The organism is Pseudomonas sp. J380, from assembly GCF_009827115.1.
In the GTDB taxonomy this organism is placed as follows: Bacteria; Pseudomonadota; Gammaproteobacteria; order Pseudomonadales; family Pseudomonadaceae; genus Aquipseudomonas; species Aquipseudomonas paracarnis.
This window is the reverse complement of the sequence record NZ_CP043060.1, coordinates 3,215,324-3,228,322: the sequence shown is the minus strand read 5'-3', so window position 1 is coordinate 3,228,322 and position 12,999 is coordinate 3,215,324. Positions and strand designations below refer to the sequence as shown.

At 57.0% G+C, this 12,999-nt stretch carries 17 protein-coding genes and 1 tRNA gene; 2 read left to right on the top strand and 16 right to left on the bottom strand.

Annotated elements, in window-relative coordinates; translation table 11 throughout:
- Both sctT and sctU read left to right on the top strand, forming a co-directional pair.
- Positions 1-789 (top strand): type III secretion system export apparatus subunit SctT, encoded by a 789-nt coding sequence (gene sctT / locus FXO12_RS14740; protein ID WP_057977401.1) that lies wholly within the window; start codon positions 1-3, stop codon positions 787-789.
- Positions 786-1,883, top strand: a complete 1,098-nt coding sequence (gene sctU, locus FXO12_RS14735) for a type III secretion system export apparatus subunit SctU (RefSeq protein ID WP_034128095.1) — start codon at positions 786-788, stop codon at positions 1,881-1,883. Before sctT ends, sctU begins: the two co-directional genes overlap by 4 nt.
- Here the strand turns inward: sctU and FXO12_RS14730 are convergent, their stop codons facing one another.
- The 16 genes from FXO12_RS14730 to FXO12_RS14655 form a co-directional block, all read right to left on the bottom strand.
- A complete protein-coding gene (locus tag FXO12_RS14730; RefSeq protein WP_034128094.1) occupies positions 1,884-2,249 on the bottom strand; it encodes a hypothetical protein in 366 nt (121 codons plus the stop codon).
- Positions 2,246-2,449: an HrpT family type III secretion system protein gene (hrpT, locus tag FXO12_RS14725; RefSeq protein WP_054897139.1), complete on the bottom strand. Its 204-nt coding sequence runs from the start codon at positions 2,447-2,449 to the stop codon at positions 2,246-2,248. The genes FXO12_RS14730 and hrpT overlap by 4 nt, the downstream gene beginning before the upstream one ends.
- Positions 2,446-4,584, bottom strand: coding sequence for a type III secretion system outer membrane ring subunit SctC (sctC, locus tag FXO12_RS14720; protein WP_054921807.1), 2,139 nt, complete (start codon positions 4,582-4,584; stop codon positions 2,446-2,448). The genes hrpT and sctC overlap by 4 nt, the downstream gene beginning before the upstream one ends.
- A 14-nt stretch (positions 4,585-4,598) precedes the next feature.
- Positions 4,599-4,988 carry a type III secretion system chaperone gene (locus FXO12_RS14715; RefSeq protein ID WP_034128091.1) on the bottom strand — a complete coding sequence of 130 codons (390 nt, stop codon included), beginning with the start codon at positions 4,986-4,988 and terminating at the stop codon, positions 4,599-4,601.
- A 1-nt stretch (position 4,989) separates the two neighbouring features.
- Positions 4,990-5,208, bottom strand: coding sequence for a hypothetical protein (locus FXO12_RS14710; protein ID WP_034128090.1), 219 nt, complete (start codon positions 5,206-5,208; stop codon positions 4,990-4,992).
- 104 nt (positions 5,209-5,312) lie between these two features.
- Positions 5,313-5,885, bottom strand: coding sequence for a type III secretion system stator protein SctL (sctL, locus tag FXO12_RS14705; RefSeq protein ID WP_034128089.1), 573 nt, complete (start codon positions 5,883-5,885; stop codon positions 5,313-5,315).
- Positions 5,886-5,909: 24 nt separating this feature from the next.
- The gene (locus FXO12_RS14700; protein WP_372241996.1) at positions 5,910-6,275 is read right to left on the bottom strand and encodes a type III secretion protein; all 366 of its coding nucleotides are present in this window, start codon (positions 6,273-6,275) and stop codon (positions 5,910-5,912) included.
- A 169-nt stretch (positions 6,276-6,444) separates the two neighbouring features.
- Positions 6,445-7,233 carry a type III secretion system inner membrane ring lipoprotein SctJ gene (gene sctJ / locus FXO12_RS14695; RefSeq protein WP_057977398.1) on the bottom strand — a complete coding sequence of 263 codons (789 nt, stop codon included), beginning with the start codon at positions 7,231-7,233 and terminating at the stop codon, positions 6,445-6,447.
- A gap of 6 nt (positions 7,234-7,239) precedes the next feature.
- Positions 7,240-7,602 carry a hypothetical protein gene (locus FXO12_RS28785; RefSeq protein WP_057977397.1) on the bottom strand — a complete coding sequence of 121 codons (363 nt, stop codon included), beginning with the start codon at positions 7,600-7,602 and terminating at the stop codon, positions 7,240-7,242.
- A gap of 53 nt (positions 7,603-7,655) precedes the next feature.
- Positions 7,656-7,823, bottom strand: a complete 168-nt coding sequence (locus FXO12_RS14685; RefSeq protein WP_034128085.1) for a hypothetical protein — start codon at positions 7,821-7,823, stop codon at positions 7,656-7,658.
- A gap of 181 nt (positions 7,824-8,004) precedes the next feature.
- On the bottom strand, positions 8,005-8,922 hold the full coding sequence (locus tag FXO12_RS14680) for a sigma 54-interacting transcriptional regulator (RefSeq protein ID WP_054921811.1): 918 nt from the start codon (positions 8,920-8,922) through the stop codon (positions 8,005-8,007).
- A 370-nt stretch (positions 8,923-9,292) separates the two neighbouring features.
- Positions 9,293-10,393 carry a redox-regulated ATPase YchF gene (ychF, locus tag FXO12_RS14675; RefSeq protein ID WP_014716830.1) on the bottom strand — a complete coding sequence of 367 codons (1,101 nt, stop codon included), beginning with the start codon at positions 10,391-10,393 and terminating at the stop codon, positions 9,293-9,295.
- Positions 10,394-10,415: 22 nt separating this feature from the next.
- A complete protein-coding gene (pth, locus tag FXO12_RS14670; RefSeq protein ID WP_003188350.1) occupies positions 10,416-11,000 on the bottom strand; it encodes an aminoacyl-tRNA hydrolase in 585 nt (194 codons plus the stop codon).
- 167 nt (positions 11,001-11,167) lie between these two features.
- Positions 11,168-11,767, bottom strand: coding sequence for a 50S ribosomal protein L25/general stress protein Ctc (locus FXO12_RS14665; protein ID WP_003188351.1), 600 nt, complete (start codon positions 11,765-11,767; stop codon positions 11,168-11,170).
- A gap of 137 nt (positions 11,768-11,904) precedes the next feature.
- On the bottom strand, positions 11,905-12,846 hold the full coding sequence (locus FXO12_RS14660) for a ribose-phosphate pyrophosphokinase (RefSeq protein WP_003171603.1): 942 nt from the start codon (positions 12,844-12,846) through the stop codon (positions 11,905-11,907).
- 46 nt (positions 12,847-12,892) lie between these two features.
- Positions 12,893-12,967, bottom strand: a tRNA-Gln gene (locus tag FXO12_RS14655).
- Positions 12,968-12,999: the final 32 nt, after the last annotated feature.

The following is a 12,999-nucleotide window of genomic DNA, read 5'->3' as shown; positions in this document are numbered from 1 at the left end:
GTGCTGTTATATCTTGAATATTTGCCCTCCCTGCTGGTCGCCATGGCGCGTATATACCCCTGCGCTTTCCTCGTGGCGGCATTCTGTTTTCAACATATACGCGGCATGCTGCGGCACACCATTGTGGTGGTCATGGCACTGCTGCCTGCACCTGCCATTCATGTCTTGCTGGAGGGCCAGGAACACTCGGCGCTGATGCTCGGAGGGCTGGTCCTCAAAGAGTTGGCCCTGGGGTTATTGCTGGGCGTGTTGCTGTCGATGCCGTTCTGGCTGTTCGAGTCGGTCGGGGCGTTGCTGGATAACCAGCGGGGCGCTTTGGCCGGTGGTCAGCTCAACCCCTCGCTTGGGCCAGACGCGACGCCGGCCGGGCATCTGTTCAAACAATTGGCGATTTTTTTGCTGATGGCCAGTATGGGCCTCGGGGCGTTGACGCAGGTGATCTGGGACAGCTATCTGCTCTGGCCACCGACGGTGTGGTTTCCACTGCCCGCTGCCGATGGGTTCGATGTATTTGTCGGCCTGCTTGGCGATACCTTCACGCACATGATGCTCTACGCTGCCCCCTTTATTGCGGTGCTGCTGTTGCTGGAGTTCGGCATCGCGCTGCTGGGGGTCTACAGTCAGCAATTGCAAGTGAGTACGCTGGCGCCGCCCCTCAAGAGCCTGGCGGGTATCGGTGTGCTGTTGTTGTATTTTGCGTTGCTGCAGGACCTGATCGTCGGGCGCATGGGCTTGCTTAAAGACCTCAAGCACTCCCTGGGCGTGTTCTTCAAGGTCTCGCTGTCATGAGTGATTCGGGGGAAAAGAAGCACCCCGCATCAGCCAAGAAGCTGCGTGATCAGCGTAAGAAAGGCCAAGTCGCCCAAAGCCAGGATGTGGGTAAGCTACTGGTGCTGACAGCTATCAGCGAAATCGCCTTGTTCACCGCCGAGAGCAGCCTGCAACGTTTCCAGCAGTTGATGCTGCTGCCGATCACGCGTCTGTCCTTGCCTTTCCCGCAGGCGCTGGAAGAAGTGATGGTCGAAGGTTTGATGTTGTTTTTCTCCTTCGCCCTGTTGATGGCCGCGGTGGCGATTATCACGAAGCTGGTCAGCAGTTGGATGCAGTTCGGGATTCTGTTCGCGCCGGACGCCTTGAAGCTCGACTTCAATCGTCTCAACCCGCTCAGCCAACTCAAGCAAATGTTTTCTGCCCAGTCGGTAATGAACCTGTTGATGAGCATCGTCAAGGCAACACTGCTGGGCCTGATCCTGTACGTGGTGATCTGGCCTTCCCTGGGGGCGTTGATCAATATGGCCACCAGCGATCTGCAAAGCTACCTCCTGGGATTGATCGCCCTGTTCCGCTATCTGCTGCATGCCTGTCTCGGGTTATTGCTGGTGCTGGCGCTTATCGACCTCGCAATGCAGAAATACTTTTTTGCCAAGCGCATGCGCATGACCCAGGTCGAGGTCATGAAAGAGTACAAGGACATGGAGGGCGATCCCCACGTGAAGGGGCAGCGCCGCGCCCTGGCGCAGCAATTGGCCCAGGAGGAGCCGAAGGTCAAGCTGCCCAAGCTGGAGGAGTCCGATATGCTGGTGGTCAACCCGACGCACTTTGCCGTGGCCTTGTATTACCGCCCCGGCAAAACGCCGCTGCCCCTGCTGGTGAGCAAAGGGACTGATGATGACGCCCGTGCGTTGATCGCTCGCGCCAAAGCGGCTGATGTACCGGTGATCCAGTGCGTGTGGCTGGCCCGTACGCTGTATACGAACAAGCTGGGGGCGACAATTCCTCGTGAAACCCTGCAGGCCGTGGCATTGATCTACCGCACCCTGCGCGAGCTTGATGATGAGGCCAAGCGTGAAACCCTGGAATTGCCGGAGCTTGATCTGCGTTGATCAGCGCCGGGTACGCGCATCCAGGGTTTCAAGGTTGGCCAACGACAACATTCGGCTGAGGAGCCTGTCGAGCAGGTTGGGCTGTGGGGGCAGTGCATGCCAGATCACCAGCGCGTCCTGGGCGTCAATGTAGATAAAGCAGCCATCGAATGCCACGGCCTGCTCGAAACGCCGCTCCAGCGCGTTCTGCAATTGTGAGGCTTGCAGCGCCTCGCGAGCCACGTGCAGGGCCAGACCCTGACGGGTTCCGGCTTGCATGTTGCTGGCTGTTACCCCCGGGCCAAGCGTCAGGTGGGCGGCAGAGCCGCCCACCAGGCTGTCGAGGAAGACCTGGCGTTCATCGGCCGGGGTTCCCTGGGCGCTCATCGTTCCAGCGACACCGTCTGATAGTCCGGACGCTCTCCGGCAGGGCCGGGTTCGACGCGCGTTTGTGAAGGCCACCAAATCACCAGCTTGTCCTTGGACGATTGCGGACGTGAGCAGGAGTCGCCCTTGCAGGTGGGCGTACAACCGGCGACGAGCAGCGCCGCGCCGATCAGGGTGACGTACAGCGAGCGATGTTTCATGGCTTGGCCTTTTGAGTTGGAGTGATCAGGGAGGGACGGGGCACGCTGATGTGTTCATCCTTGACCACCGGGCGCATGGCGATAAACACTTCTGCTTCCTCGCCCGGCTTGAGCCAGGCGCGGGGCCAGACACTCACGGCCAGGGTTTGCGAAGTACTGCATTCCTTTTCGTCGATGCGCACATTGCGATTGAACTGGTTGCGCAGCACCACCACGGCTACGTTGTACTGCGGGCCGGCGTACCACTGGCTGCGCTCGGTGTTCAGCGCCAGCAAGTTGCGGGTACTGCACAAGGTGTTCAGCCCCAGGGGCATCGGCGCTACCTTGAAGGCTTTGGGCACTTGCCCGGTGACCAGGTGCGCCAGGGTACTGATAATGTCGCTGCGCTTGATCACTGGCTGGTGAGGGTCGTAGCGCCTGGCCAGGGGGGTGAGAGCGGCTTGCAATTCGACCTGGTCTGCCTGGGGCAGGTAGCGTGACGGGTCGGTCTGGTCGCCGATAACGCGTGGCGTGAGGATAAATAGACGTTCGCGCCGATTGTTCTGTCGTTCAGTGGAGGAAAACAACGCCTTGCCCAACAGCGGAATATCCCCCAGCAGGGGTACTTTGCTGTGCTTGTCGGTGCTTTCGGTGACGTGGAAACCACCGACCACGAGCGAACGTTTTTCGGCCATGATGGCTTGGGTGCTGACTTTGCCTCGGCGTACATCGAAGCTACCGGGAGTAGGGTTGGCCTCTTCGAAGTTACCGTCCTCGATATCTACCAACAGCTGAATCTGATGGCCACCACGGCTCGTGATGACGCGGGGCACGACCTGGAAGCTGGTACCCACGGTGATCGGTAAAATCGTAGCGTTCTGCCGACCGCGAGTCAGGTATTGGGTCCGGTTGAAATCAATTACCGCTGGCTGGTTTTCCAGTGTCAGGACTGACGGATTGGACACCATGGTTGCCAGGCCCTTGGCTTCCAGCGCGCGTATCTCCGCGTCGAAACGACCGCGGTTTTCAATTGTCAGCTGAGCGTTGCCGGAAATCATGTTGGCTGCGCCACTGAAGCGACTGTTCTGAAAGCCCCATCTCACCCCGAATTCGCGCAGTTGCGTGCGCTCGATGTCGAGGATGATGGCATCGATTTCCACCAGTTTGCGTGCCACGTCGAGCTGGGTGATCAGTTCGCGATACATTGCCTGCCGTTCCGGCACGTCATAAATCAGGATGGCGTTATTGCGCAAGTCGGCTTCGACGCGGATACGGGCAGGGCTGAGGGGGACCCGCCGGGTGATTGACATGCCCGTATCGGTCGAGTCGTTCAACCCGGTTGTCGGCGTGGAGCCGAGCATTTGCCCCAGCAACGGGTTGCTCAAGCGTGGCACCACCGGTGTGATGAACGGGGGCTGGGTGATGGAGCGTTGAGACTGCGCCGAAGACGATGAGGGTGAGCGCGGTTCCAGGAGCCCTCTTAGCATGGTGGCTACACCGGGGATGATGATTTTTTCGTTGCGATATTCCATTTGGCGATCCGCCGCGCTGGCGAATTTCAGTGGATAGCTCAGCACGCTCTGTTTTTCATCCGTAGAACGGCGCTGGCTGCTGAAGCGCTTGATCTGTTCGATATAAACCTTCGGGCCGGAGACCAGCACAACACCGTCTTCCGGCAACTCGCCCCAGCCGAAACGACTGTCGAGCAAGCCTATATCGGTCAGCGCTTGTTTGAGGTCCGCGATGGTCTCGGAGGAGACTTCCAGGCGCGCGGATTCTTGCTGGTCCAGGGTGCTGATATAGAGGGTGTTGTTATACATATACCATTGGAAACGGTGTTCGACCCCCAACCGGTCGAGCAATGATTGCGGCGTATTTGCGCGTATCTTGCCGTTGACGTTACCTTCGAGCAGGCCCTCGACCTGGAGCTGAGTACCAAATGTCTGGGCAAAATCCTCCAGCACTTCGCGCACTGGCTTGTGCTGGGCTTCATAAGCGTAGGCCGTGTTCTTCCACTCAGGAGGTATTGCGGCCAGCGCGCTATCCAGTGGTAGTAGCCACCCAGGCAGCATAATGAGCCAACACCAGGCGGCGCGGGGAGTAAAAGCAGGTACGTGAGGGCGCAAGCGTTTGTGCTTGTCGTTTTTATCAGGCATGGGAAAGTCTCTGGTTAGTACGGTGTCGAGCGCAGCGACGTGGATATGAATGTGCGTACAGGCCGCGCCTGGCGCGCGACGACGGCGCGCCAGGTGTCGCGTTGGTTGAGGAGGGACTCGAGACACTTCGCCAGCGCTTCGCCGTGCCCCCTCTCCACGCATTGAATAAGCCAAAGCGCACCGGTGGTCGGCGCCAATGCAACTGCACCGTGAAAATAGCTCAGGCTAGGGCCTCCCAGGCGCATCCAGGTGCGCAACTGGGCTTTGTGATCGCCCGCCTGGGTCAACTGGACCTTTACCAGCAGTCTGTTCGAAACGCGTTGAAAGATGATTTCGTCGTCGCTCTCAAACAAGGTGAGCTGCTCTTCGTGGCCATTCAGCCAACCGGCAAGGAGTGCTTGCAACTTATTGCACGCCATCCAGCGCTGTTTTGAGCAGTGTATGTCTGGAGCGCGTGTGTTCGTTGAACGCGATGACTGAGAGCTTCTGTTGTTTCATGAGGTTGCTGAAGTAATCGATATCTGCATCGAGCGCTTCCGGATCTTTATAGGCCGTATTCACCCGCTTGATATCAGCCTGAACTTGCCTCAATAAATGGTTTTTCAGGTTTCCGTGAAAGTCCATGATTTTTACTCCAGATGTGTCTGAACTGTGTGGCGGGTTGTTTGCCACCAGTTCCATCGGAAGAAATTTTTTTAAAGATATCGCCTGCCTCTACCGCTATGTCCCTACACGTTTGTAAACAATATTTCTCGCATCGAGGCCCAGTCGATCCGAAAATCGCCCTCATCTGTTTCCAGTAGCAGCGATTGAGGTTTGACCTGGTCATCGGGGCGAAGCTTCCAAGGTGTAGAGCCCAGCTGGACCAAGGCTTGGGCTATCTGCTCATGCTCGAGCGGGTTGCAAACCAAGGTGGCCTTCATAGGTGGAATTTGCGTCGTTACCAACTGTTTGACCAATGCCGAAAGGCGCTTTGGGGGAGGCACTTCCTCCAACAGGCAGTGGAAGGCTCGGTTGGCGATGGATGTTGCGTAGTGTTCGAGGTTGTCACACATCGCCTTGCGTTGGCGCTCCCACGCACTGAGTTGCGCGTGGGCGCGTGACCAGAAGTCGAGGCGGGCCTGCTCAAGCATTTCTTCACGATGCTCAACCGCCTGGCGCAGCAGCTCTTCAGCTTGGGCCCGTGCGCTATCTAGCAACTGCGCGGACTGAAAGCAATCGGCGAGCATCTCCCGGGTAATCAGTACTTTTGGCTGCCCGGAAGCGCCGTCGTGCAATTCGATTTTGCGTTGGGTCAACATAGACAATGCTCTGGTGTGTTGCCGTTAACGACGAGTTGTTTCACTACCCGTTGCGTCGATACGCCAGACAATCGCCTGCCACAGCGTATTGAGCCGGCCATGCGCATCGTCAAATGGCAGGTGTGTGGTTTCAAGTGCCTGCACCCGGTCAGGCGGCAAGCGCAGACGAAGGCGTTGCCAGACAGCAGGCTCGACCCAGGCCCTCAGCAATTGCATTGGATCATCCTCCGGCTGCAACAGGGCGTCAGGGTGTAGCGCCTTGGCAAGGCGCTCACACCACTTGCGGTGTTCATCGCACAAGGGGCTGTCGAGGTTGGGATGGCACGTAAGCTCCAGCAGTGCCATCGCCAGATCGAACTGCTCCCGTGAAGCCAGGGCCAAACCAAGCACCGTTGCACAGGGAGGGGGAGGCAGGCATGGCTCGATGCCCAACGCTGCGCACGCCAGCGCGGGTTGGCTGCGGCACAAGGCGGGTACTGCGTGGTAGGCGTGAGCGCTGGTCGCGTCCGGGTGCGAAAACTGCCACGGACTGGCCCACCATTGGGCCCAGGCCAGATGATCACTCATTCGCTAGAGGCGCTGAGGCTACAGGTTCCTGCCTGGATCGTTGGCTTCGTATGCGCCAGAACAGCGCCAAGGCGAGTGTCAGTATCGCGCCGATAACCAGAGCGCTCATAGCGGTACGCCAAAAACCGACGTCTTCCTCAGGGATCAGGAACGGACCGAAGTAGCTCAGGCGTTGTTGTTCCTGGTAAGCCGTTGCCGGTACAAAAACCACCGTGAGCTTCTGCGCGTTATCCAGTGCAGTGGTCATGCCAGGAATACTACTGGATACCATCCTGCGTACGCGCGCGCGGATGCTGTCGGGCTCCAGTCGTGGGTCATGTTTGATGAACACTGAGGCGGAGGCGGGTTGGACGGGCTCACCGGGAGCCACGCGTTCGGGCAGCACCACGTGCACACGAGCGACGATGACCCCATCGATGTTTGACAGGGTCGCCTCCAACTCCTGGGACAGGGCATAGATATACCGGGCACGCTCTTCCAGTGGCGTAGAGATGACGCCCTCCTTGCGGAAGGTGTCCCCCATCGTGGCACGGGCGACCTTGGGCAATCCGACCGCTTCCAGTGTGCGAACGGCGCGGCTGATATCGGCTGCATTGACACGCACCACGACGCCGTCCTTGGCAGGCACTTTTTGTGCGCGTATGTGTTTGTCAGCCAGTTCCGCGATGACCTCATTGGCATCCTGCTCGGAGAGTTGGCGATGCAGTTCGACACTTTCGCCGCAGCCGCCCAGCATCAGCGCCAGCGAGAAAACTAATCCGACGGATAGAAAACGAGTCATTTTTTCCTACTGCAGGTTGCTGATTTTTTCTAGGCATTGCGCGCCCTTGCCGACGCACTTCACCAGGGTTTGGGTCAGTAGAATGGAGTCTGAAAGATTGGGGGTGTAGTTGAGCCGATTTTTTTCTTTGAACTCATTGTTGAAGTCCTTGAGACCTCGACTCATACCACTTTTAGCCTTGTCCAAATACTGCAAAGCGTCGGTCAGTGCGTTCGCGGATGGCGTGGCGGTAACCCGTTGCATCGAGGGGGCCAATAACGCGCTGAAAAAGCTCGCATCTTCGCTGTGGTGCGTAGGTTGGGTAGGGGACCTGTGGGCTGTAAGGCCGTTTTGATATTCGCGTAATACGTCGACTTCTTCTATTTGCATATGGACCTCTAAGGGGAAACCCGCCCTTTGATGACCAAGGGCGGTGAAGCTATTTAACGCAGCGCGTCGTTGTTCTTTTTCTGCTCACTGATCCTGAACGCCTCATTGCTTTCTTTCATGGATTCGCGAAGCAGTTGCTTCCTTTCTGCCTTAAGGTCTGCGTTTTCGCCACCGGTGACCGGGGGGTGGTAGCTTTGCGGGTTGATGCCAGAAATACTCATAGTGATGCTCCGCTATCTAAGAAATGACATTTGAGCCTTGATGCGTAGTTGCAATAGTGTTGCTGCCGATAGGCACTAAATATATCAGGCTCATCCTTGTGTGGTTCAGGCTCGAATATGGTTCCCGCTTTTACTTAAAGGGTGTGTCTGAAGGTGTCTTCGGTGTGGGCTGAGCAGCGGGCTACTGTATATCTAGTTGTTTCATTCGGTAGTAAAGCGTTCTCTTTGCCATGCCCAACTCTACAGCCACCTCGTCCACACAGTAGGTATGACGCCGCAGCGACTCTTCAATCAGAGCTTTCTCGATTTGTTGCAGGCGTTCTTTCAGGTTGGTGGGTTGGTTTGTAGCGTTCGAGGGCGAGCTTGATAATGGCGCCAGACCCAGCACGAAACGTTTGGCAGTCGAGCGCAGTTCACGCACATTCCCCAGCCATGGATGGCACAGCAACTGTTGGACTAGCTCACTGCAAGGGTTTGGGGCGAGACACTTATAGTGCTCGGCTTCCTCTTGAATCATACTCAGGAACAACGGGACGATTCGGTCACGGCGATTGCGCAGCGCAGGCAGATTGATATTTACGACGTTCAGGCGGAAATACAGGTCGCGCCTGAACTTTCCCTGCTCGACCATCTCATGCAGGGATTGTTGCGCAGAGGCGATGACTCGCATGTCCACCGGGATAAACCGGGTTGAGCCCAGGCGCTCGACGCCACGTGACTCCAGCACACGTAGCAGTTTGGCCTGCATGGAAAGCGGCATGCTGTCGATTTCATCCAGATACAAGGTGCCCAGGTGTGCGGTTTCGATAAAACCCGCACGTGATTGCACTGCTCCTGTATAGGCGCCGCTGTTGACGCCGAACAGTTGGCTCTCTGCGAGGCTTTCCGGGATGGCGGCGCAGTTCACTGCGACAAAATGACCTCGTCGCCTCGACAAACGATGGATTCGTTGGGCCAGGGTATCCTTGCCAGTACCCGTCTCCCCCAACAACAAAATATCGATATCGAGCGCTGCGGTACTCTTGAGCGTACGTTCGATATCCAAGGTTTCAACAGAAGGGAAGTATGTCTCATTTGTTGTCTTGTAAGAGGCTGACATAGTCAGGGTGCTCCACTATCGCTATCACTTCACTGTTGATAGAACGCTGTTGGCGTGCGGTCAGTAGAGCGCAAATAATCAAAAATGTCATCGTGCTTATTAGTATGAAAATACTGCGCGAGAGCGTGTCAAATATTAACTATGTCAGGGCGCTGTATTGTTCAAGTGCATTCTTGATGGTTGTTGAATCTTTAGTGTAGGAGAAGACTTAAGGCTTGAAGGATTCATCGTTTAAATCGATCAAGGGTTATGAGTGATTAAGTTTTCTATGTGTGGGGCTTTTAGTTGGGTGGCAGGTAGAAACAGGAGGCAATAAAAAACCGACGCAATGCGTCGGTTTTTTTGTATCGGGCAGAGGTTCAGCTAACGCTTACACGTTGAAACGGAAGTGCATCACATCGCCATCTTTGACAATGTAATCCTTACCTTCCAGGCGCCACTTACCGGCTTCCTTGGCACCGGCTTCACCCTTGAACTGGATGAAGTCGTTGTAAGCGATCACCTCAGCGCGGATAAAGCCTTTCTCAAAGTCGGTGTGGATCACGCCTGCCGCCTGTGGCGCGGTAGCACCGACCTTGACGGTCCAGGCGCGGACTTCTTCGACACCGGCGGTGAAGTAGGTCTGCAGGTTGAGCATTTCGTAGCCGGCGCGGATTACGCGGTTCAGGCCAGGCTCTTCCAGGCCCAGGGCCTCGAGGAACATGTCCTTTTCTTCGCCGTCATCGAGCTCGGCGATTTCCGCTTCGATCTTGTTGCATACCGGAACAACGATGGCGCCTTCTTCGTCGGCAATGGCCTTGACCACGTCGAGCAGCGGGTTGTTCTCGAAGCCGTCTTCGGCAACGTTGGCGATGTACATCACAGGCTTGGTGGTCAGCAGGTGGAAGCCCTTGATCACGGCCTTCTCATCGGCCCCCATATTCTTCATCAGGCTGCGCGCCGGTTTGCCTTCGGTAAAGTGCGCGATCAACTGCTCCAGCAGGCCCTTCTGGACCACTGCATCCTTGTCGCCGCCCTTGGCGTTACGCGCGACTTTCTGCAGTTGCTTTTCGCAGCTGTCGAGGTCGGCGAAGATCAGTTCCAGGTCGATGATCTCGATGTCGCGCTTGGGGTCTACGCTGTTGGAGACGTGAATCACATTCTCGTCTTCAAAGCAGCGGACCACGTGGGCGATAGCATCGGTTTCGCGGATGTTGGCCAGGAACTTGTTGCCCAGGCCTTCACCTTTCGAGGCGCCGGCGACGAGGCCCGCGATGTCGACGAACTCCATGGTGGTCGGCAGGATGCGCTTGGGATTGACGATGGCCGCCAGTGCGTCAAGACGCGGGTCCGGCATTGGTACGATGCCGCTGTTGGGTTCGATGGTGCAGAAGGGGAAGTTCTCCGCCGCAATACCGGACTTGGTCAGGGCGTTGAACAGGGTGGACTTGCCGACGTTGGGCAGGCCGACGATGCCGCAATTGAATCCCATGGTGTTTCCCCTCGGATAAGAGTCAAGCCTTCTGGCTGTGCAGGTTTTTCATCGCACGGTTCCATTCACCGGCGAAGATATCCGGCAGCACGCCGAGGGCAAAATCGATGCTGGCATCGAGTTTTTCCTGTTCGGCGCGTGGCGCACGACCCAGGACGAAATTTGAAACCATACTGGCAACGCCTGGGTGGCCAATGCCGAGCCGCAGACGGTAAAAATTATTCTGATTGCCCAACTGCGCGATGATGTCACGCAGGCCATTGTGCCCACCATGCCCGCCGCCGAGCTTGAGCTTGGCTACGCCGGGTGGCAGGTCCAGTTCGTCATGGGCCACCAGGATTTCTTCGGGTTTGATCCGGAAGAAGCCCGCAAGCGCCGCGACAGCCTGGCCGCTGCGGTTCATGTAGGTGGTGGGAATCAACAGACGAACATCCTGACCCTGATGCGAGAAGCGCCCTGTCAGGCCAAAATATTTGCGATCGGCCACCAGATTGATGCCTTGGGCGTGGGCGATACGCTCAACAAAAAGGGCCCCCGCGTTATGCCGGGTCTGTTCGTATTCGGCGCCTGGATTTCCCAGGCCAACGATCAGTTTAATGGCAGTCACGACGGGGGCCCTTCCTTTGGAGTTGTGGATAACATCGCCGTACCCAGGTGCGGCGAAAGTGGACGACACTACATCATTTACTCAAGAGTAAACGCCGCGTTATCGCCCGCTTTCTCGCTACGTTTCGGTCCGCGATGTTTCCTCAAGCTCCGGCAATACAGAGTGAATTACTCTGCAGCGCCTTCTTCAGCTTCTTCTGGAGCAACGCGTGGAGCGTGAACGTTGGCAACAGCTTTGTCATCACCGTGAGCCAGTGCAACAAACTCAACGCCTTTAGGGGCCTTGAGGTCGGACAGGTGAACGATGGCGCCGATTTCCAGAGCCGACAGGTCGACTTCGATGAACTCAGGCAGGTCTTTCGGCAGGCAGGTCACTTCGATTTCGTTCAGGACGTGAGAGATCTCGCCGCCTTTCTTGACCGGAGCTTCTTCACCCACAAAGTGCACAGGCACGATGGCGGTCAGTTTCTGGCCAGCTACAACGCGAACGAAGTCAGCGTGCATGATGAACTGCTTGGAAGGGTGACGCTGCATTGCTTTAACGATGACGTTCTGCTTGGCGCCGTCGACGTTCAGCTCGATAACGTGGCTGTAGGCAGCTTCGTTTTCGAACAGCTTGGCGATTTCCTTGGCCAGGATGGTCACGGATTCAGCAGGCTTGTTACCACCGTAGACAACGGCTGGGATGTTGGCGGCGTGACGCAGGCGGCGGCTCGCACCTTTCCCCAGGTCAGTACGCGCTTGGGCGTTCAGAGTAAATTCGTTCATGTTGTATCTCCAAAATAGCCATCATCGAGGGGCGTTTGCGACCAGCGCCGAACTCGATATGGGCAAAAAAGCCCCGCCCCAGCGGAATGCTGGGGCGGGGCGCTTTTCGTCAGTGAGGTGATCCGTTGGTTTGACCCTTAACGGAACATCGCGCTGATCGATTCTTCATTGCTGATGCGGCGAACCGCTTCGGCAACGACCGGTGCAATATCCAGTTGGCGGATACGTGCACAGGCTTGAGCTGCGGCGGACAACGGGATGGTGTTGGTCACCACCAGTTCGTCCAGCACGGAGTTCTCGATGTTCTCGATCGCTCGGCCCGACAGCACAGGGTGTGTGCAGTAGGCGAAGACTTTTGCTGCACCGTGCTCTTTCAAGGCTTTCGCCGCGTGGCACAGGGTGCCGGCGGTGTCGACCATGTCATCAACCAGAATACAGGTGCGCCCTTCGACATCACCGATGATATGCATCACTTCAGAGTGATTGGCTTTCTCACGGCGTTTGTCGATGATCCCGAGGTCCACGCCCAGGGATTTGGCAACAGCCCGTGCACGCACGACGCCACCAATGTCCGGGGACACGATCATCAGGTTTTCAAAGCGCTGGTCTTCGATGTCATCCACCAGGACGGGGGAGCCGTAGATGTTATCTACTGGAATATCGAAGAACCCCTGGATTTGGTCAGCGTGCAGGTCAACCGTGAGCACACGGTCGATACCTACCACGGTCAGCATGTCAGCAACGACTTTCGCGCTGATAGCTACACGTGCGGAGCGCGGACGGCGATCCTGACGGGCATAACCAAAGTAAGGGATTACAGCTGTGATTCGAGTCGCTGAGGAGCGGCGGAAGGCATCAGCCATCACGACGAGTTCCATCAGGTTATCGTTGGTCGGAGCGCAGGTCGGCTGAATAATGAAGACGTCTTTACCGCGGACATTTTCATTGATCTCGGCTGTAATTTCGCCGTCGGAGAATTTACCGACAGAGATGTCACCGAGAGGGATATGCAGCTGACGTACGACACGTCGAGCCAGATCGGGGTTGGCATTCCCCGTAAAGACCATCATCTTGGACACGCGCAGTACCTAGAGGCTGAGGGTAACCTGGATGAGTATTAGAAAATGGCAGGGGCGGCTGGATTCGAACCAACGCATGGCAGGATCAAAACCTGCTGCCTTACCGCTTGGCGACGCCCCTGTATCTGTTGCAACGAGTGCCTAACACTCGGT